This window comes from Ruegeria sp. AK4, assembly GCF_056541025.1.
The window spans coordinates 1-20,557 of the sequence record NZ_JBQFXS010000001.1; the positions used below are offsets into that span (position 1 = coordinate 1).

Below are 20,557 nucleotides of genomic sequence, written 5' to 3' on the forward strand. Positions count from 1 at the left end.
TCAACTTTCGCCAAACATCGCGTCCCTGAACACGTCGGATCAAGCCCGCGACGTCGTCTTGATGGCTGAGAAAGGACATTGGGAATACAGAGACCGATGGCGGCTTTGTCCGCAAGGCGGTCACTCAGACAGAACGCAGCGAACGGCAGCTCTGAACCCAAAGTACCGAATGCTGGAGATTGCACAAATGTCCGCATCCGACGTTTAGGTGGCGCGAACTCAGATATTTACGCGCATGCCAGATTTGGTGCGATCCATAGCAACAAAAGTTCGAAAATTCCGGAGGTATTGTCAGAAGAACTTGGGTTGAGCGGGGCAGGGGTGTTATGTCGCTCTCCGTCGACCGCGAAGACGAAAACGCTTATCTTTTTAAGTTCTTAATTCGATACGAGGTTTCGAAAGCTGATTGTGCGAGACGCAACAATGCCCGGACCTTGTACTCTACCAATCCGGAAAACGTGTCGTGAAATATCCGGGGAGACTGACCATAAGCAGTCGCTTCAGTGTGGATCTAAATGCAATGCCCACTGTCGTTTTCGCAAGACTTCCATCCTTTGGCGAATAGCCGATCGCTTGTCGCGTTTCGGTGATATCCCAGCGCATCCCCGGGTTGTCGGACATTAGATTCAGGGCTGCGAATGAAATGTCCTTGGCATCTATTGCGGCGCGCATTCCGCCTAAAAAGTCCCGATCGCTCAACCACATTTCCTGACCCCATCGGCCCATCGCCATATGCGAGCCGGGCTGATTGTCATGAGTCCATTGCGTCCATCCGATGCGCAGGCAGATGACCGACAGTCCTTGATGCTCGGCGAAATAGGCCCCTGTCCGTTCACAGAACAGCTTTGACATGCCGTATGCGTTTACCGGCCCTGGTGGTGTCGTGCTATTGAGCACGTCATGCGTGAACCTCTTGTCACCGTGGATCCAGTTGGAGCTGGCAAGAACGACGCGGCTGACGCCCATTGCTGCCGCATGGTGATATAGAGAAAGCGTTGCATCCATATTGTGTTTGATCGCAGAGGCCCAAGTGGCGGCGGGCTCTCGGTCACCGGCAAGATGCACGATAACGTCCACTCCCTTTAGCAAACTGACCCAACTGCTGTCGTCGGACAGGTCTGCGGTGTGAATGTCGGGATGATCAACAGGGCGAATGTCGATGCCAGAAACGGTGTAGTCGGGTTCGCTTTCTAGCGCGTCGAAAAGTTTGCGGCCGAGATGCCCGCCTGCGCCTGTAATCAAGACATGCATGACAGGAACTCCTTGTTGTTTGTGATCCCCAATGGCATTTGGGATGCATCCTCATCCGCCAAGACGCGGAACGTCTGCCGAAAACTCAGCGTTTCATTCGGTGCAAGATCGCGCGCCGGAGAGTGCCATTCCGCTTCGCAATAGGCGTAATCGCCTGAATTAAAGACCTCGAACGGATAGCCGTGTGCAAAATGGTCGCCCTGCCGAGGTTCTGGTCCTGAACACATTAGCAAAGGGCCATCAGGGCCGCATCGCACCAGTGTACGTCCGCTAGGGTTCGGTAGCCCGACCTTGAATTCCTGCTGACTTACGCAATCAGCAACAACGCTGGAGCCATGCGTGGTCACAATTCTTTCGGCTGAGCCGAAAACGGGGTGAAACTTCGGATTCTCCAACTCGACGCCGATCTTTGCAGGGGTGTTGAGCATCATAACCGACCAAATGCCGGTCAGACGCGAGGAGGTCCCGTGGTTGGCGACGATGTGTTCTATTCCCCAGCTCTTGGCGGAGGTCAGCGTGATGCGGCGCGACACCGACAAATGAGAGATCGGGCATGCAGCGCTGGTCATGTCGATATGAGTACTGCTTCTTGTAGTGATCTGGTAAGCGCCGCTGTCCAACACGGGAAACGGAGCGCCGTTTACCCAGGATGCATCCGGGGCGATCCAAGTCTTCTCACCGCCCCAGAGCGGAAAACCAAATTGTGGAGAGCGTGTGGGCAGATCAGCAAGCCGTGTGTCATCGACATCCAACCCGATGATATCTCCGTTTTGAAATAGGAGGGAGCGACCTTGAAAGTTTACATCCCATAAGCGTCCCCCGATGCCGGGCAGGAGTGTCAGCTGCAGATCGTCTTGCTGCAGGTGAAGAACGCTCCATCTGTCCGACATGTACCCCCTCCTATCGGTTTCCCTGCGCGACAGAAAGCGCCGGGACAATCGCTTAGGTGTGCTTGAACTGGACGACGTTTTCGGCAGTAATCGGCATAACCCCGGTTTCAATGCGCTCCGGTAAAGGGTTGATGCCAGCCGCCTTCCAATCGGGCAAGACCTTCAGCGCGTCAGTGTTCTGCCAATGCATCATGTGGAAGGCGAGAAAGATCTCAAGATAGGATTTCTGAGCCACTGCGCCGTGAATTGTGCCGTCTTCGATATAGGGAAGCATATCATCATTTCGGTCCATCGCGACGATCTTGATGTCCTTGCGTCCCGCCTCATTGACGGCAATTGCAGCGCCTTTGCCGCTGTCGCCGTCCGTGCCGCCAATGCCAACAATATCCGGGTTCGCCTGAATTGCCTGAAGGTAGGCTGTCGGCGCATAGGACGGGTCGGCCTTATCATTGACGACGTCGACCACCTCGATATCCGGGTACTTCTCGGCAAAAACTTGTTTGTACCCCTCGACCCGCTCCAACGTGGAGGGGGCTGGGAAAGTGCCGAGGATAACTTTGCCCTTACCGCCAATCGCTTGCGCCAGCATTTCGCCGCCGACTCGTCCTGCCTGAACACCGTTGATACCAAGGAAAGTGGACCGGGGACTGTCGGGAATATCACCGATACAACATGTGACTGGAATGCCTGCCTCGACTGCACGTTCGACGCCAGGGGCCAGAGTGGCCGGATCACCGGGGAAGATAAGGATGCCTGCGGGACGTCTTGCGATCAGTTCATCCAATTGGCGTGCTTGTGCGGCCGTGTCAAAATCCAACGGGCCCGTGAATGTGGCCTTGATGCCCATCAGTTCCTCAAGGTCTTCCATCGCATTTCGATAGTCCACCCAGAACGGCACCTGCGTGACGATGGACAGGAACACATACTCCTTGCCGGCCGCTTGCGCCATGGCTTCTTTGGACAGCATGGGCAGTCCGAACGCTGCGGCCAATCCAGCGGTGGTGCCCGCTGTCAGCAGCCTGCGCCGATTCACATTCAATTCAGTCATCGTAGTCTCCCTGTTTTGGATCTTTGGTTGTTGTTAAGTTTTGGAAAGCTTCGGCATTAGCCCCGTTTGCTTCGGATCAGCATGTCCAAGGCGACCGCTGTAACGAGCACACCGCCGATGACGATCATCTGCCAGTAGATCGATACGGCCAGCATCGTCATAGTGTTGTTGATCAACGCAACGAAAACGACGCCGAGGAAAGCACCAAGAATAGTACCTTCGCCGCCGCGTAGGGATGCGCCACCGATGACAGCCGCCGCCAGAACCTGAAGTTCGATACCGTTGCCCGCCGTGGGCGTACCGCTCATCAGGCGGGAGGCCAGCAAAACCCCAGCCAGAGCGGCCAGAACGCCGGTCAATGCGTACAAAATGATGCGCACACGGGCCACATGGATGCCTGACAACATCGCGGCCTTTTCATTGGCGCCGATGAAATAGACCTGACGGAAAAAGCGTGTATGGCGGACGGCCAGGTCAAACAGGACGACCAGCAGAATGGTGAACAAGACGATAACCGGAAAGCCGCCTATGTCGGCTTTGCCGATCCAGGCAAATGATGCCGGTAGGCTTGAAACAGAAAAACCTTCGGTCAGGACAAGAGCGATGCCGCGCGCGATCGACATCGTGCCGAGGGTCGCGATAAGCGGATTGATCCCGAGGCTGGTTACCAGCAAACCGTTCACTACACCGACAATTCCACCCAGCATTAGCCCGCAGACCACAGCGAGCGGAATCGGCATGCCAGTCAAAAGCAGCATGGCTACGACGGTAGAAGACAAGGCCATAACGGATCCGACCGAAAGATCGAACCCGCCGGATGCAAGTAGGATCGCCATACCGATCACGATGATCGCGGTGGGGGCCATGCCCACGGCCACGGCTCGAAAGTTTGAGAAGCTGAGGAAGTAGGGATTAACGTTGGACATCACAATGATGATGGCGGCGATCAGAACGATCAGCGTCAGTTCACGAATATCGACAAAAGCTTGCAAAACACGGCGCAGCAGCGGACGCTTCATGGACAAGTTGGCTTGAGCGGTCATGGTCACGTCGCGACTCCTGATTGATTGGTATGGGGCGCATCCACAATTGGAACCGAATTTCCGGCGGCCATTTGAAGAAGCGTGGTTTCGGTTGCGTCAGCGGCTGCGATGTCTCCCATGAGGTGACCGTCGTGGACGACAAGGATGCGGGTTGAGAGAGAGACAAGTTCGGGAAAATCGGATGACACGACGAGGATGGCCATGCCCTCAGCTGCTCGACGCAAAAGTTCCGTATGGATTTGGAATTTGGCCCCCACATCGACCCCTTTTGTGGGCTCTTCAATGATCAGAAGAGCTGGCGCGCGTTTGAGCCACTTGGCCAACATGATCTTTTGCTGATTGCCCCCTGAGAGATCGCCAACAAGTTCGTTAATCCCGCTGGTTTTGACACTGAAGGCGTCAATGGCTGTTTGGCTGGCTGCTTTGATCGAGCCTGAACGCATGAATCCGGCAGACGCATGATCGGAAAGACTGGCCGCGATCAGGTTGTCGCTGAGCGATTGTTCCAGAAAGAGGCCTTCAGTCTTGCGTTCCTCGGGAACAAACCCGACCCCAGCACGCATCGCCTGCCGCAAGGACGCAAAGTTAACAGGCCTGCCGTGAAGTCTGATCTCCCCGGTCGCGCCATGCATCAACCCGACAATCGATCGAACAATCTCGCTGCGGCGAGCGCCCATCAACCCTGCGATCCCCACAATCTCTCCGGCTTTAATGGAGAAAGAAATGTCTTCGAATTCACCCGGATGGGTTAGGTCTTGGACATGCAAGACCTCTTCGCCGCTAACCTTACCTGACCGCGTGACATCGCCGGGGTGAGCGCCGCCGATCATCTCGGCAACGACTTGTTCCTGAGAGGTTTCCGAAACCGGCAAAGTGCTGATCTGGCGCCCGTCTCGCAAAACGGTAATGCGATCCGAAATCTGGAAAATCTCGGCCATATGGTGGCTGACATAGACGATACCAATCCCTTTGCTTGTCAGGGACTTTAGGACTTCGAATAGTGCGTCTACTTCGTCGGGTGCCAATGCCGATGTCGGTTCATCCAGCAAAAGGACGCGGGAATTCAGCGACAGCGCCTTGGCGATTTCAACTATCTGGCGGGAGCTGATCGGCAAGTTGTCCACGGGTGTTGAGACGTCGATATCCAGACCGAATTCGGCCAGCAACGCCTCCGCTCGGCGGCGCAATTCGGGCCAGTCTACTACGCCAAATCGAGTGGGCACGCGGCCCGCGTAGATGTTTTCCGCAACAGAAAGCGCGCCAGCGAGGCTCAGTTCCTGGAAAACACAGCCGATGCCCAGGGATTGCGCATGCGAAGGGCTTTCGATCCGCTGTTCCTTGCCGTCGCACAGGATTCGCCCAGCTGATGGTTGGTGAAGCCCATAAAGCAGGCCGAGACAGGTTGATTTTCCGGCACCGTTTTCACCGCAAAGCGCATGAACTTCGCCGGGCCTCAATTCAAAGTCGACGCCATCCAAAACAATGTTCGTGCCGAAGCTTTTGCCAACCCGATCCAGCTGGATCAGTGGCTGTCGCCCCGGTGAATCAGGCTTCATTACTGGGCTCATACAAGCTTCCTCCCGCCTTTTGATTGGCATCTGATATCTCAGATGTCAACTAAAAAAGGAAAAGTCATGAGGTGCCCAAAAGAAAGGGGCGGCACCGTTCTGGCCTGCCCCCGTCACACAGAAGTTACGTTTTCGCTAGGATGCGGCCGCTCCTTCGAGGACGATGGCAGCGCTCTTGTAGGCCTGTCTGGTACGATCAATATGCGCTGTGAGAAGAGATTTGATTTTGGCCATGTCGCCCTCGCGAACAGCAATAGCTATTTTCACATGCTCATCGAAGGAGAGTTCGGTATGCTGCGGCAGCTTCGCCAAATGGGTTCGCAACGCGGCAATCTTACCAATATAGCGCGTATAGCTGGCCGTCAGATAATCGTTTCCGGCATGTTCGAAAATCAACTGATGAAACGTGGTATCCAGTGAAAGGTAGCCCTTTTCATTACCTCGCCTGCGTTCCTTTTCCATGTCCTTCACAACACGCTGCATGTCATTGGCAAGACCATCCGGGTTACGTGACAACGCCAGTTCAAAGGCCGCAGTTTCTATTGCCTGCCTGAAGTCGCAGATCTGGGTCACTTCCGGCTCAGACAGCGAAAACACGCGTGCACCTTTTTGAGGTTCGATACTGACCAACCCTTCGTCACGTAATTGAGCGAGTGCTTCGCGGACCGGCGACTTCGATACGCCCAGCTCTTCGGAGATTTTTCGCTCCGACAAAACCTGACCCATCTTCAGGGAGCCATCGATAATGCTATTCCGCAAATGTTCCAGTGCGAGTTCACGCAATGACTTGGGTCTTTCAAGCGCCATCTGAGGAAACCTCCGAAAAAAAGGTGTTGCCAGATGCAAGATATCTGATACACCAGATTAGGCAAGCTGGTATATCAGATATCAGAATGCGTGGAGGAGATCTAAAAAGTGCGCGCAGAGTTGGTCGTCGATTGTAAGAACCAGCACGGGGAAGGGATTTTCTGGAATCCCGCCGATGGTCTTGTTTGGTGGACCGATATTGAAGGCTGTGCGCTTTGGTCCTTTGATCCGGCAACGTTAGAAACCGCATCTCATAAGATGCCTGAGCGCGTGTGTTGCTTTGCGCCGCGCGCGTCTGGCGGGCTGATCGTTGCTTATGCGGATCGAGTTGTCTTGTTCGATTCGCCTAAGAGCGAGGAAACCCTCGTGACGCGATTCGAGCCGAACAACCCGGAGACACGACTGAACGACGGGCGAACCGATCGCCAGGGGCGACTGATTGTTGGAGGCATGAACGAAGTTTCTGGTAGGGCCGATTCGTCTGTCATCTGCGTCGATACGGATTTGCGCGTACAAACGATCATCGAAGGGGTGTCTTGTGCCAATTCGACTTGCTTCACGCCGGACGGTGGCACGATGTTCTTTGCCGATACCCCGGATCGGGAAGTCGTCTCGTTCGACTACGATACCTATAGTGGAACCGTTTCAAATCGTCGGCAGCACGTTTCTTTCAAGGATGAGCCTGGATTGCCTGACGGTTCCTGCGTGGATGCCGAAGGCGGCGTTTGGAACGCCGAATGGGAAGGCCATCGCGTTGTTCGCGTCGCACCTGACGGCACGATAGATCGCGTGATTGAGGTGCCGGTCTGGAAGCCCACCTGTTGTGCTTTCGGTGGCCCTGATCTCGACACGCTTTTCATCACGACCTCAAGGCTGATGAGTGACGAAGCAGCTTTAACAAAAGAACCGGAATCCGGCGGCCTTTTTGCCGTGAAGCCCGGCGTTCGTGGCGTGATCGATGCGCCATTCAACGGATAACCAACGAACTTCTGGAGGAGAAAACAATGTTGAAAACGCTTATGACCACTACGTTTGCTGCGGGGTTCGCCACGCTGGCAACGGTTGCTCTGGCGGAAAATTATCCAGCGCCGGTTCCACTTGAGGACGGGGCACAAGCGCCAATCGATGCGATAGAGCCCAAGAACGAAACGTTCCGGATCGCGTATATGCCGCCGGCGACAGAGTTCAACTATTACATCGCCATCGGCGAAGGCATCAAAGCGGTTGCTGCTGAGGCCGGGGTCGAAGTGTTCATGCTTGCGCCCCAGTCCGGTGCGGACATCAACGGCCAAATGGGCATGATCCAGGATGTGCTGACGCAGGATGTGGATGCGATCATCTTTGGCACACACGATGAATTTGCTGCCGCACCGTTGCTTAAGCAGGCCGTCGACAAGGGTATGGCAGTTCTGATGATCAACTCGGACATCCCGAACTTCCCGACGCCAATTCATGGCGTTGTCGGGTACTCTCAGCGCAATGGCACGCATGCTATCGCTGATTGGGCCATTGAGACCTATGGTGATCAACCGCTGAAGGTCGGCATTATCGAAGGGCAGCCTGGCTATCACTCGACCGAGCGCGTGGGCGGTTTCCTCGACGGTATCGAGGGCAACGAAAACTTCGACGTTGTGGTGTCTATTGACGGTAAATGGAACGTTGAGGGCGGCAACACTGCTGGTATGGACATCCTGCAGTCGAACCCCGATCTCGACATGATCTTCGCGGCGAACGACTACATGATCATCGGGGCATCCTTTGCTGCGAAAGCGCTCGGCCGCAATGACATCGTCCTTTTAGGCAACGATGGCGACACGTCCGGCCTTGAAGAAATCGCTGCGGGCAACATCACGGCAACCGTCAACACCTCACCATTTTTGATGGGAAGGGCGGCCATGCACGCAACCATTGATGCGCTCAACGGGTCCTATCCCGGCGGCTGGATCGAAACGCCCACATCAATTGAAGACAAAGACGGTGCGATCAGCGTGCTGCAAGAGCCCGAAAAGCTCTTCCCGCAGCCGTCCAAAGAGTACTGAGCTTTCTCCCTGTTTCCCGGTGGCGCATGCGCGTGCTGCCGGGAAGCAAACCAACCGAGTTTTACTTTTGTCGAGGCAATCGCAATGACACCCGCAACGCCCCTTTGGGAGTTTGTCGATATCACCAAAGCCTATCCTGGGGTGTTGGCGAATGACAAGGTCTGCATCCGGCTTATGCCCGGTTCCATTCATGGGCTGCTGGGTGAAAACGGCTGTGGCAAGTCGACTATGATCAAGACACTGTCCGGTGTGCAGCAACCTGATAGCGGTCGAATCCTGCACAATGGCAAGCCGGTCACGATCAGCGACCCGCAGGCGGCACGTGAACTGGGCGTCGCAACAGTTTTTCAGGAATTCTCGATAGTACCCACACTGTCGGTCGGCGAAAACATCTTCCTTGGCAATATGCCTCGGTCCCGCTTTGGTGTGATCGACTGGGCCAAGGTTCACGATGAAGCCGCTCGGGTTTTGGCGGAAATGGATGTCGATGTTTCTCCCGAAACCATAACCGGCTCGCTATCGGTAGGCGAGCAACAACTGGTCGAGATCGCGAAAGCCGTCGCGATGGACGCCCGCATGATCATCCTGGATGAGCCGACGGCGGCATTGGGTGAAGATGAAATTGAGCGCCTGCACCAGCTACTGCGCAATATGCGCGAGCGCGGCACCGCTATTCTCTACGTGTCGCACAGGCTGGATGAGGTTGAACGGATCGTTGATGAAGTGACGATCTTGCGCAACGGCTGCGTTGTGCGTGCAAGTGGCGAGACCAAGATCAACGTCTCAGAGATTGTCAGCGCAATGGTCGGTGAGGACATTGGCGAGCATTATCCCAAAGAGCAGAACGCGACCAAGGATATTGTGCTAGAGGCGGCGGGTCTGGCCACCAATTTGGGTGTGAAAGACGTATCGTTTTCGTTGCACCGGGGTGAGGTTCTGGGTTTGGGTGGCGTACTGGGCAGTGGCCGGACTGAGATTGCCCGTGCCCTTTTCGGGACAGACGAGCTGGCTGAAGGGCAAATAGAGCTGAACGGCAAACCGGTTCGCTTTCGCCGGGAAATTGATGCGATCCGTGCCGGATTGGCCCTTGTCCCGGAGAACCGTAAGTTTGACGGGTTGTTCTTCAATTTCCGCGCAAGCGGGAACGTCACCGCAGCATCGCTTGGTGGGTTAAGCCGGTTCGGCGTTTTGAATCTCAAGGCGGAAGAGCAAGCGACCCATGACCTTATCCGCGACCTGGAAATCTCGACCCAGGCCGAGGAAAAGACGGTCAACTTCTTGTCTGGTGGAAATCAGCAGAAGATCGTGATTGCACGCTGGCTGTTCTCAGACTCGGACATCCTGATCCTGGACGAGCCGACGCAGGGGATCGATATCGGCGCCAAAATCGCGGTCTACAAGCTGATTAACAGGCTCACTCGGGCGGGAAAATCGATCATACTGATCAGTTCAGACCATGATGAGTTGCTCGCGATGAGCGATCGGATTGCCGTCGTGCAGCACGGAACGATAGTGCGTACGGTCGATGCATCTGACCTTACTCATGACGATCTTGTGCGCGCATCCGCCGACACCCCCCAATCCAAGTCTAAGGAGGCTTTCGCATGAAGCGGATCTTTGACACCCAGTTGATCGGGCCATTTGCAGCGATGGTGATCGTCGCCCTGATCGTAGCACTCACGACCGAACGCTTCCTGAACCCGGGTAACCTTTCAAACCTGTCCCTACAGGTAAGCATCGTGGCCTTGATCGCAATCGGGTCTACTATCGTGATCTTCGCTGCAGGCATCGATCTGAGTTCCGGGTCGATGGTGGCTTTGCTGACCATGATCCTTGCGCAGATGTTGAAATTTGTTGGCATTCCACTGGTTCTGGCGCTGCCACTCATTCTTCTTATGGGCGGATTGCTTGGTCTATTCATCGGGCTGATAACGGCCTATGGGCGTATCCCGTCGTTCATCACAACACTGGCAGCATTGATTGCCTTCCGTGGTCTTGCGCTGACATTCAACAATGGATCTCCGATCTTTTCGCTGGATCCAGCGTTAGAGCCAATCTTCTACGGCAAACTGTTCGGAGTTCCGTTGCCATTCTTCTACCTTGTGTTCTTCTATGTCCTTGCCGCGTTCACTATGAACTTCACAAAACTTGGTCGCGAGATCTATGCCGTGGGTGGCAACCCAGCCGCCGCCGTACTGACGGGCATCAACGTGCGTAAGGTGCAAACGACGACATTTGTCATCGCAGGTTTCATGACGGCGGTAGGGGCCATCCTGATGTCGGCGCGTCTCAACTCTGGTTCTCCCAACTATGGCCAGACACTTGAGCTGCAGGCCATTGCCGCTGCCGTTGTCGGCGGGGCCAGCCTTGCAGGCGGTCGCGGCAACATCCTCGCCACTCTGATGGGAGCGATGACGATTGTGATCGTCCAGAATGGGTTGAACCTGAACGCGGCGCCGTCTTCCGTTCAGAACATCGTGCTGGGCCTGATCATTCTGATGGCCGTTGGCATAGACATGTGGCGCTCGGAAATTTCGGCTTTGATGGGTCGTATATTCGGCCGTTCGTCGTCACAGCAATCATCAAGCATTAAGAAGGAAGCCTGAGATGGATCTGGGGCTCAAGAATAAGCTGGTCCTGGTGACTGGTTCAGGTTCCGGCATCGGCAAAGCCACTGCCCAAGTCTACCTGGAAGAAGGCGCGCGGGTCATCGTACACGGCCTGACCGAGGCGGAAGTGTCCGCCTGCGTCGATGACCTGTCATCTCTGGGCGAGGTTGAAGGAATTGCGGCCGATCTAGCCAAAACCTCCGATGCGGAAACTCTGGCGGAGTTTGCGCGAGCGCGCGGTGCGGTAGATGTTCTGGTGAATAATGTCGGCATCTTTTCGGTCAAACCGTTCGAGGATCTCACGGATGACGACTGGTTGCACTATTTCAACATCAATGTCCTGTCCGCAGTTCGGATGAGCAGGATATTCATGCCGGACATGCTTGGTCGGGGTAGTGGATCTATCATCAACATGGCCAGCGAAGCGGCCGTGAAACCACTACCGCAGATGGTACACTATTCTGTCACTAAAACTGCCATGTTAGGTCTGACACGCGGCATGGCAGAGCTTACAAAAGGGACGAAAGTCCGGGTTAACTCGATCTTGCCTGGTCCAACCTGGACCGAAGGTGTCGAAGCCTATTTTGACGGCCTCGCCAATCAAAAGGGTGAGCCGCTCGACACGATCGTGGACAACTACTTCAAATCAGATGAACCCACATCGCTCATACAACGCTTTGTCCAACCAGACGAAGTCGCCCGCATGATCGTCACGATCTCTGCCAGCACAGCCTCCAATGGTTCTGCGCACCGGATCGAAGGCGGCATCGTTCGCAACATTCTTTAACTGCTAACTGGAGGAGCCTGCCATGGCCGCTCTCACCTTCTCTCACATCGGCATCACAGTTCCCGACCTGGAAAAAGCCGTGGAGTTCTATTCCAAGGCATTCGGCCTGTACGTGCTGATGGAACCAACTGAAATCCTGCATGACGAAAGCGCCATCGGTCAGATGTGCGACGATGTATTTGGGGAAGGTTGGGGAAGCTTCCGCATCGCGCATTTGTCAATGGGTTGCGGTGTCGGCATCGAATTGTTTGAGTTCCCGAAGACCGTCGAAGAAGAACGCCCGTTTGAATATTGGCGGCGTGGCTTGTTTCATTTCTGCGTACAGGACGAGGATCTGGAAGGCCGCATCAAGGTTATCGAAGACCTGGGTGGGCGCCAGCGCATGATCCAAGTGCGCAAGTATTACCCAGGTGAAAAGCCTTATCGCATGGTCTATATGGAAGACCCGTTTGGCAACATTTTCGAGCTCTATAGCCACTCGTACGAATTGACCTATTCGGCGGGTGCCTATGACTGATCGCGCCGCCTTTCCCCCCAGAACGGACAAACCCAAGGTCGTGATAACCGATTACGACTTTGGTGATGTTGCCGTTGAGACGGAAATCCTGGAAGCCGCAGGAGCCGAGGTGATTGCGCTTCAGGCCAAGCGCCAGGAAGACCTGTTCGATGTCGCGCCGCATTGCGCAGCGATGATGAACCAATATGCACGGATCGGGAAAGAAACGATTACGCGGATGCGGAACTGCGAGGTCATCGCGCGTTATGGCGTTGGCGTAGATATCGTGGATGTCGGCACGGCAACGGAAAAAGGCATCCTCGTTACCAATGTGCAAAACTATTGCACCGAGGAGGTCGCCGATCACGCGATTGCCCTTTGGCTGACCCTGGCGCGCAAGTTGCCCGACTATGATCGGGCCACACATGCAGGGGTCTGGCAGTGGCAAAGCGGGCAGCCGGTCTACCGGTTGCGCGGGCGGACGATGGGTGTCGTCTCGCTGGGAAAAATAGGGCAAGCCATCGTAGCGCGGGCGCAATCTTTCGGAGTTACGGTCATCGCCTACGATCCGTATTTGCCAAGAGAAGTCGCGGCAAAGATTGGGGTCGAGCTGGTGAGCAAGCCTGAATTGCTGGCAAGGTCCGACTATATCCTGATGCAGGCGCCGATGACGCCGAACACGCATCACTTTTTGTCGGATGCCGAATTTTCGGTCATGAAACCCGGCGCGATACTCGTGAACACTGGACGCGGACCAACGGTCGACAACAAAGCCCTGTTCCGGGCGCTGACCGAAGGCCATCTGGCTGCTGCAGGGCTCGACGACCCCGAAGAAGAGCCAGCCAAGCGCGCCAACTGGACGCCTGATGACAACCCGTTGTTCACACTGCCCAACGTCCTCGTAACACCACATGCCGCCTACTATTCCGAGGAATCAATACACGCAGCGCGGGTTACCGCGGCTACGCAAGTGGCCAAGGTCCTGACAGGACAAAAACCCGACTACACAGTCAATGCCGACGCATTGGCCGTATCTACCGCATAACAGGAGACAAGAATGCCAGACGTCAGCACAGACCTTAGGGTTTTCAATGATTTTGAAAGAAACCCGGAACTTCTAAAAAAATTCGACAAGGTGTTGGGGGCGTACTCTGCTGCTGCCATTTTTGCGGATGTGCAGTACCGAACAGGCGTGATGGACAGCGCCATCAAGCCCGCTTTCCGTGCCAAGGTTACAGGCCAGGCCGTGACGGTTCAGCTTTCAAAAGGTGATCTGGTCGATCCATTGAGAGCGCTTGAAATGGGACAACCCGGGGACGTGATCGTCGTGGACGCGGGTGGTGATCGTCAAACGTCAGTCTGCGGCGGTTTAATGGGCGGTCTGGCCAAGAATCGTGGCATACGCGGTATGATCGTTGATGGCACCGGGCGCGACACAGATGAGTTGGAAGACATCTATTGGCCAATTTGGACGCGCGCGATCACACCGCGTGGAACGCACACGATGTTCTCGGAACGTAAAGAAGAACTTTCGATCAATGTGCCAATTGCCTGTGGTGGCGTCGTCGTAAACCCCGGCGATTTCATTGTAGCTGATCTAATGGGCGTCGTCGTAATTCCACAAGAAATCGCCGAAGAAACCGTGCGCCTTGCTCAAGAGCAAGCTGACCGTGAGGAGGAAACCCGTAAATGGGTGGCCCAAGGCAAAACCGTTGAGGATCTGCTAAATGAATTCGGTCGCATCTGAGCCAGCGCTGATCGGCGTAGATTGGGGCACTTCATCGTTTCGTGCATTTCTAATTGGTGCGGAGGGCGACGTGATCGATGGGGTCTCGTCGCCTGAAGGTATCATGCAGGTTGCGGAACAAACCTTTGAGGCGGTCCTTGATCGTCTCATCGGCCCTTGGGTCGCCAATGCTAACCTGCCGATCCTGGCATCTGGCATGATCACTAGCCGCAATGGCTGGGTAGAAACGCAATATGCCGAAATGCCGCTGGGTGCTGGCGGTCTTGCGCGGGCGTTGGTCCCGCACGAAGCGGCCAACGGAGCGCGTATTCACTTTGTGACAGGTGCTTCGACAGAACATGCCGGGGGACCCGACGTTATGCGCGGCGAGGAGACCCAGATCATCGGGGCATCTTCACAAGGCTTGAGCGAAGGTATGTTCGTGATGCCAGGAACGCACAGCAAATGGGTTCAGGTTGCGGATGGGAAGATCGTGGATTTCTCGACCTACATGACAGGTGAGATCTTTTCGGCGCTGAAAGAACACACGATCCTTGGCACTTTGATGAAGGAGGACGCCTTCAGCGAAGACGCATTCGTGATGGGCGTCAAGGCCGGCCTCAGTGGCGAGTCGAACCTGCTGCACAGCCTGTTTCATGTCCGGACGCTTCCTCTTATGGGCAAAATCCCAAAGGTTGCTACGGCCGACTACTTGTCGGGTTTGTTGATCGGGACCGAGGTTGCTGCCGCAACCGGCGAAGTAAAAGACGTCGGCACGATCACTGTTGTTGGACGAAGCGACTTGTCCGACCGATACGAAATAGCGCTTCGAACTGCTGGTTTCGACAGCCGTCGCGCGCCAGATGATATCGTTGCGAAAGGGCATTTTCTGATTGCTCGCGCTGCGGGGTTGGTCGGATGATTGACCTCACCGCAGCTCTTGCTGAGAACCCGCTGATTGCGATTTTGCGGGGGCTGGCACCAAAAAATTCGCGCTCGGTTTCTGATGTACTCTTCGATGCCGGGTTTCGGATTATCGAAGTGCCGCTCAACTCACCGGACCCGCTGGAATCGATTACGCAGATCGTTGCGAAACATGGTGCTCAAGCCATAGTAGGCGCTGGCACAGTGTTGACTAAGGATCAGGTCGCGGCGGTCGCAGATGCAGGCGGGCGGATCATAGTGTCGCCCAATATGAACCCGGACGTCGGGCGCGCGGCTGTCGCTCGGGATCTTTATTGGTGTCCAGGAGTCATGACCCCCTCCGAGGCCTTTACGGCGTTGGATATCGGAGCTTCGGTCCTCAAATTCTTTCCGGCGGAAATGGTGCCACCACCTGCCATAGCTGCCATGCGCGCCGTATTGCCTGCAGACGCAGTCATCGCTGCGGTAGGGGGCATAACGCCGGAAACGATGGTGTCATACCATGCCGCGGGTGCAGATGGATATGGGTTGGGCTCCGCGCTGTTCAAACCGAGCTATACATTGGATGATATCGGCAGGCGCGCGCGCGCCTTCACCAGTGTATTGGAGGAACTTGGATGAAACAGGCCCTTGTTACGGGCGGTACGCGAGGGATTGGTGCGGGTGTTGCACGGTCGTTGGTAGACGCAGGTTGGTACGTCATTGCCGCATCCGCCTCCCAATCCGAATTGGATGCATTCGAGCCTCAGTACGGGTTAAAGGTGCAGCTCTTGGATGTCACCGACCAGACGTCCATCAATGATGTATTCGGCGAACTCACGGGTCTCGATGCCTTGGTGAACTGCGCAGGTATTCTTTTGCGTGGCGAAGAATATGACATCGACGTCTTCGCCAAGGTGCTCGATGTGAATCTGACCGGCACCATGCGCTGCTGTCTTGCCGCGCATCCATTATTGGCTGAAGCGAGTGGGGCCATCGTCAACACCGCCTCTATGCTCAGTACCTTTGGTGGGCCTTTAGTTCCGGCGTATACCGCTTCTAAGGGCGGCGTGGCACAGTTGACCAAGGCCCTCGCAGGTCGCTGGGCCGAAGACGGTATCCGGGTCAATGCCATCGCGCCGGGTTGGATTGAGACAGAGATGACCCAGGGCCTTCGGAAAGACCCTGAACGAACAGCGGGGATCATGGCGCGTACGCCAATGAAACGCTGGGGGAAACCCGAAGAAGTCGGTGCGCTTGTGCGATGGCTTTTGAGTGAAAACGCCAGTTTTGTAACCGGATCGATCTATCCGGTTGATGGCGGCTATCTCGCTATGTGAGGAAAATCTATGAATGACGATGACACCGCCCGAATGCCATATCAATTGCCATTCCCCAAGGATGCGCAAGACGAGATCGTGATCCCGAATGCCATGAGTGAGAACGACAGATTATGGGTTCCGCAGGCAGAGAACGTCTGGTTCCGACCGCTCTGCCTGAACCGCTCGCAAGGTTATTGGATGAACCTTCTCAAAGTGCGCAAAGCTGGCGTTCTTTCGCGGCACCGCCATCCCCAGCCAGTCCACGGCTTCGTCCTGAAAGGGCGCTGGCACTATCTGGAAGGTCTTGTCAGAGGAACTTTGCTTGAGCGGGGCAGGGTGGTCGCATAGCTTCTGGCAATGACCAAACCCGTCTCGTTCAAATACTTCAAAACCAGCCCTGAGATCATTCGCCTGGCGGTGATGCTGTACATCCGTTTTCCGCTTTCATTGCGGAATGTCGAAGACCTGCTGCACGAGCGAGGCATCGACGTGAGCCACGAAACTGTCCGATATTGGTGGAACAGGTTCGGGCCGATGTTTGCTGCTGAGATCAGACGGAAGCGTGTTCAGCAACTGCGCGCGTTCTCCAAATGGAAGTGGCACGTGGACGAAGTTTTCGTGAAGGTAAATGGCAAGCGGCATTATCTTTGGCGGGCTGTTGATCACGAAGGCGAGGTGCTGGAAGCCGTTGTCACCAAACGCCGAAACAAAGCTGCAGCACTGAAATTCCTCAAGAAGTTAATGAAGCGACACGGCAAAGCGGAAACCGTCGTCACGGATCGCTTTGCCTCATACAGAGCCGCGCTCAGAGAACTGGGTGCGCTCGAAAAACAAAGGACGGGCAGGTGGCTCAACAACCGCGTCGAGAACTCGCACCTGCCTTTCCGACGACGCGAACGCGCGATGCAACGTTTCAGGCGCATGCGAAGTTTACAGAAATTCGCCTCCGTTCATTCCTCCGTCTACAATCACTTCAATCAGGAACGATCGCTCACCAGCCGAGACACCTTCAAGTTGACCCGCAGCGCCGCTCTTACCGAGTGGCGTCAACTTTGTTCCGGATAGGTTCACGGTTCCCGCGGCAAACTGAGACTGGTTCGAATTCGTCTGACAGCACCCCCAACGGTGTTGTGAATATGTATGCTACCTATATATACAAATTCTCCCCTGTTCTCCACTGCTATGTTAGCGTTATCGCTTTGAGATTGACGCTTGTTCTCACCGGTTAGTCGGCATCCAGCACAATTTGCGAAGCATTTCATGCTGCCGAACCTATTGGTCTGGCAGCCAAGGAACATACACTGGAGGAAATATGTCCCTGTTGCAGACCATTACCCGTAGAACCGCCTTGCTTTCCGTCGCCGCCGTCGCCCTGACCGCCGGCACAGCGTATGCAGGCGATGTCAAAATTGGCTTTCTGCTGAAAACCATGCAGGAAGAGCGCTACAAGCGTGACCGCGCCGCGTTTACTGCGAAAGCTGAGGAACTGGGCGCCGAAGTTATCTTTGATTCAGCGAACAATGACGAGCTGACCCAGCTGGCTAAGTTTGAAAACATGCTTGCCAAGGGTGCGAACGTCATCGTGTTGCAGCCTGTGAACACCGGTACCGCCGGAAGCATGGTCAGCATGGCAAACAGCGAAGGTGTGCGTGTCGTCGGATATGATTCGATGCTCGTGGACGGGCCGCTGGATGCGATGGTGATGCAAGACAGCTGGGCTGTGGGCCGTTTGCAGGGTGAGGCCATGGTCGAATGGCTACAGGACAAGAACGGAGAGGTGTCCGGCAAGATCGCCCTGATTCAAGGTCAACCCGGCGACTCCAACGCGATTGCCATGAGCAGCGGTGTGTTGGAGATTGTCGAAGCGAACCCGGGGTTGGAACTGGTGACCAATCAGGCGCATGAAGGTTGGTCATCTGAGAAGGCCATGGCAACTGCGGAAAACACGCTAACCTCTAACAGCAACAGCATCGACGCATTTATCGCCAACAACAGTGGCATGGCCCGTGGTGTTATCGCGGCATTGGAAGCACAGGGACTGGCGTCATCAGACAAAGTGTTTGTAGCCGGATCTGATGCCGACCTGGCCAATATCCAATATGTTGCGCAAGGCAAGCAAGCCGTTGAAATCTGGAAACAGATCGATCCTCTGGCTGAAACCGCGGCAGAAGTGGCCGTTGCTCTGGCTGCTGATCCGGACACCGCACCCGCCGATCTGGTCGAGGTGGACAAGGTTATCAACAACGGTTTCGCCGATGTACCGACGATTGTCACCCCGATCACGCTTGTGACCCAGGACAACATTGATGACACGATCATCGCTGGCGGCTTCTACTCCAAGGAAGAAGTCTACGGGAACTGATCCTCGGGACGTATTCCTGAAGGAGGGCGTTTCGCCATTTGGCTCCCTATGCGTGTACTCCCCGCGCGCGGCTTCATGGTGCCCTCCTTCCTTAAACTCCTTGCGGCAGGACTGTCGGTCAGAGTGGGGAGTGTCCGAAACACCTTTCTGAATGTGATGGGAAAAAGCATGTCTGAAGTCGTCCTGAAAATGCAGGGTATCATCAAGGATTTTCCCGGAGTTCGCGCCCTGAACAATGTCAATTTCGAAGCCCGCTCGGGCGAGCTTCTGGCGTTGATGGGAGAAAACGGAGCGGGCAAATCCACGCTTATGAAAGTGCTCAGCGGGGTTTGGCCCTATCCAACCTACGAGGGCGATATCTTTTTGCGCGGCGAAAAAGTCCGGTTCGCGAATACGAAAGAGGCCGAGGCGGCCGGCATTGGCATCATCTATCAGGAACTCAACCTGATTCCCGGCTTGTCAGTTGCGGAAAACATCTTTCTTGATCGACAGTTCACCGATGCCAAGGGCAGGATCAACTGGAACCAGACTTTTGCCGAAACCCAGAAGCTGTTGACCGAACTGGGGATCAACGACATTCGCCCGACAGATCTGGTGCAGAACATCACTGTGGGCAAACAGCAGATGGTTGAGATTGCCAAGGCGCTGTCGCTCAAGGCCGAGATACTGGTTTTAGACGAACCGACGTCGGCGTTGACGGATAAGGAGGTCAAGGATCTCTTCCGTATCATCCGCAAGCTGAAAGCCGACGGTGTCTGCATGTGCTACATCTCGCACAAAATGGAAGAGATCGAGCAGATCGCCGACCGGATCGCGGTTCTGCGCGATGGCCAGACGATCGGTGAAGTCACTCCGATCGCGGATATCACGCTGGATCAGATCATCGCCCGAATGGTCGGGCGCGACATCAAGGATATGTTTCCCAAAGTCGATTTCACACCGGGTGAGGTGACTTTAGAGGTCAACGATCTGTCCGTCACAAACCCCGATCTGCCTGGCAGCTATCTGGTCAAGAACGCCAGCTTCGTTGCCCGCAAAGGCGAGATATTGGGCATCTCCGGGCTAATGGGCGCGGGTCGGACCGAACTGGTTGGCGGTGTATTCGGTGCCTATCCGGATCAGACCACCGGTGAGGTAAAGCTGAACGGGCAAAAGCTGGACATCAAGTCGCCGAAAGACGCCATTGATGCCGGCATCGCGTTGTTGACCGAAGACCGTAAGGCGCTGGGTTTGTTTCTCGACAAGTCCATCTCATTCAACACGACGATTTCCTCACTTGAGACGATCAGTTCAAAGGTTCTGGGCATTATCAACACCCAGCAGGAGCGCAAAGTCGTTAAGGAATATGTCGACCAGCTCGGTGTCAAAACACCTTCGATTGACACAGTAATCGGTACGCTTAGCGGCGGAAACCAGCAGAAGGTCATTCTGGGTAAGTGGCTGAACTCACGTCCAGATGTGTTCATCCTGGATGAACCCACACGCGGAATCGATATCGGCGCCAAAGTCGAGATTTACAAGCTGCTGAACGAGTTGGTCCAGCAGGGTGTCACCGTCATCATGATCTCATCGGAACTGCCCGAGGTTTTGGGCATGTGCGACCGGATTCTGGTGATGTGCGAAGGCGAGATCGTGTCGAACTTTGAACGGGACGACGCAAAGAAAGAAGCAATCATGGCGTATGCCACCGGCAGCGCATAAGGGAG

21 protein-coding genes are annotated in these 20,557 nt (G+C 55.3%); 15 read left to right on the forward strand and 6 right to left on the reverse strand.

Annotated features, from left to right (window positions below; genetic code table 11):
• Nucleotides 1–441: 441 nt before the first annotated feature.
• From ACR0EZ_RS00005 to ACR0EZ_RS00030, 6 genes are all read right to left on the reverse strand, one after another.
• On the reverse strand, nt 442–1,251 hold the full coding sequence (locus ACR0EZ_RS00005) for an NAD-dependent epimerase/dehydratase family protein (protein WP_480609372.1): 810 nt from the start codon (nt 1,249–1,251) through the stop codon (nt 442–444).
• Complete coding sequence (locus ACR0EZ_RS00010; protein ID WP_480609375.1) at nt 1,239–2,141, reverse strand: hypothetical protein; 903 nt, start codon at nt 2,139–2,141, stop codon at nt 1,239–1,241. The genes ACR0EZ_RS00005 and ACR0EZ_RS00010 overlap by 13 nt, the downstream gene beginning before the upstream one ends.
• 52 nt (nt 2,142–2,193) lie before the next feature.
• Nucleotides 2,194–3,189 (reverse strand): substrate-binding domain-containing protein, encoded by a 996-nt coding sequence (locus tag ACR0EZ_RS00015; RefSeq protein ID WP_480609377.1) that lies wholly within the window; start codon nt 3,187–3,189, stop codon nt 2,194–2,196.
• 56 nt (nt 3,190–3,245) lie between these two features.
• Nucleotides 3,246–4,232 (reverse strand): ABC transporter permease, encoded by a 987-nt coding sequence (locus ACR0EZ_RS00020; RefSeq protein WP_480611103.1) that lies wholly within the window; start codon nt 4,230–4,232, stop codon nt 3,246–3,248.
• A 2-nt stretch (nt 4,233–4,234) separates the two neighbouring features.
• Nucleotides 4,235–5,788: a sugar ABC transporter ATP-binding protein gene (locus ACR0EZ_RS00025; RefSeq protein ID WP_480609379.1), complete on the reverse strand. Its 1,554-nt coding sequence runs from the start codon at nt 5,786–5,788 to the stop codon at nt 4,235–4,237.
• A 147-nt stretch (nt 5,789–5,935) separates the two neighbouring features.
• Entirely contained in the window at nt 5,936–6,607 is a 672-nt protein-coding gene (locus tag ACR0EZ_RS00030) for a GntR family transcriptional regulator (RefSeq protein ID WP_480609382.1), read from the reverse strand.
• A gap of 108 nt (nt 6,608–6,715) precedes the next feature.
• Between ACR0EZ_RS00030 and ACR0EZ_RS00035 the strand changes: the two genes are divergently transcribed.
• From ACR0EZ_RS00035 to ACR0EZ_RS00105, 15 genes are all read left to right on the forward strand, one after another.
• Nucleotides 6,716–7,585, forward strand: a complete 870-nt coding sequence (locus ACR0EZ_RS00035) for an SMP-30/gluconolactonase/LRE family protein (protein WP_480609385.1) — start codon at nt 6,716–6,718, stop codon at nt 7,583–7,585.
• Nucleotides 7,586–7,611: 26 nt separating this feature from the next.
• A complete protein-coding gene (locus tag ACR0EZ_RS00040) occupies nt 7,612–8,646 on the forward strand; it encodes a sugar ABC transporter substrate-binding protein (RefSeq protein ID WP_480609388.1) in 1,035 nt (344 codons plus the stop codon).
• Between the two features lie 84 nt (nt 8,647–8,730).
• Nucleotides 8,731–10,254: a sugar ABC transporter ATP-binding protein gene (locus ACR0EZ_RS00045; RefSeq protein ID WP_480609391.1), complete on the forward strand. Its 1,524-nt coding sequence runs from the start codon at nt 8,731–8,733 to the stop codon at nt 10,252–10,254.
• A gap of 41 nt (nt 10,255–10,295) precedes the next feature.
• Nucleotides 10,296–11,252, forward strand: a complete 957-nt coding sequence (locus ACR0EZ_RS00050) for an ABC transporter permease (RefSeq protein ID WP_480609394.1) — start codon at nt 10,296–10,298, stop codon at nt 11,250–11,252.
• Between the two features lies 1 nt (nt 11,253).
• Nucleotides 11,254–12,042, forward strand: a complete 789-nt coding sequence (locus ACR0EZ_RS00055; protein WP_480609397.1) for an SDR family NAD(P)-dependent oxidoreductase — start codon at nt 11,254–11,256, stop codon at nt 12,040–12,042.
• A 22-nt stretch (nt 12,043–12,064) separates the two neighbouring features.
• The gene (locus tag ACR0EZ_RS00060) at nt 12,065–12,559 is read left to right on the forward strand and encodes a lactoylglutathione lyase family protein (protein ID WP_480609400.1); all 495 of its coding nucleotides are present in this window, start codon (nt 12,065–12,067) and stop codon (nt 12,557–12,559) included.
• A complete protein-coding gene (locus ACR0EZ_RS00065; protein ID WP_480609403.1) occupies nt 12,552–13,583 on the forward strand; it encodes a C-terminal binding protein in 1,032 nt (343 codons plus the stop codon). Before ACR0EZ_RS00060 ends, ACR0EZ_RS00065 begins: the two co-directional genes overlap by 8 nt.
• A 12-nt stretch (nt 13,584–13,595) precedes the next feature.
• Nucleotides 13,596–14,285: an RraA family protein gene (locus ACR0EZ_RS00070; protein WP_480609405.1), complete on the forward strand. Its 690-nt coding sequence runs from the start codon at nt 13,596–13,598 to the stop codon at nt 14,283–14,285.
• On the forward strand, nt 14,266–15,186 hold the full coding sequence (locus ACR0EZ_RS00075) for a 2-dehydro-3-deoxygalactonokinase (protein WP_480609408.1): 921 nt from the start codon (nt 14,266–14,268) through the stop codon (nt 15,184–15,186). Before ACR0EZ_RS00070 ends, ACR0EZ_RS00075 begins: the two co-directional genes overlap by 20 nt.
• The gene (locus ACR0EZ_RS00080) at nt 15,183–15,809 is read left to right on the forward strand and encodes a 2-dehydro-3-deoxy-6-phosphogalactonate aldolase (RefSeq protein ID WP_480609410.1); all 627 of its coding nucleotides are present in this window, start codon (nt 15,183–15,185) and stop codon (nt 15,807–15,809) included. Before ACR0EZ_RS00075 ends, ACR0EZ_RS00080 begins: the two co-directional genes overlap by 4 nt.
• Complete coding sequence (locus ACR0EZ_RS00085) at nt 15,806–16,507, forward strand: SDR family NAD(P)-dependent oxidoreductase (RefSeq protein WP_480609413.1); 702 nt, start codon at nt 15,806–15,808, stop codon at nt 16,505–16,507. The genes ACR0EZ_RS00080 and ACR0EZ_RS00085 overlap by 4 nt, the downstream gene beginning before the upstream one ends.
• Nucleotides 16,508–16,516: 9 nt before the next feature.
• On the forward strand, nt 16,517–16,837 hold the full coding sequence (locus ACR0EZ_RS00090) for a cupin domain-containing protein (RefSeq protein ID WP_480609416.1): 321 nt from the start codon (nt 16,517–16,519) through the stop codon (nt 16,835–16,837).
• Nucleotides 16,838–16,846: 9 nt separating this feature from the next.
• Nucleotides 16,847–17,554: an IS6 family transposase gene (locus ACR0EZ_RS00095; protein ID WP_480609418.1), complete on the forward strand. Its 708-nt coding sequence runs from the start codon at nt 16,847–16,849 to the stop codon at nt 17,552–17,554.
• 247 nt (nt 17,555–17,801) lie between these two features.
• Complete coding sequence (locus tag ACR0EZ_RS00100) at nt 17,802–18,851, forward strand: substrate-binding domain-containing protein (protein WP_480609421.1); 1,050 nt, start codon at nt 17,802–17,804, stop codon at nt 18,849–18,851.
• A 168-nt stretch (nt 18,852–19,019) separates the two neighbouring features.
• Nucleotides 19,020–20,552, forward strand: coding sequence for a sugar ABC transporter ATP-binding protein (locus ACR0EZ_RS00105; RefSeq protein WP_480609423.1), 1,533 nt, complete (start codon nt 19,020–19,022; stop codon nt 20,550–20,552).
• Nucleotides 20,553–20,557: the final 5 nt, after the last annotated feature.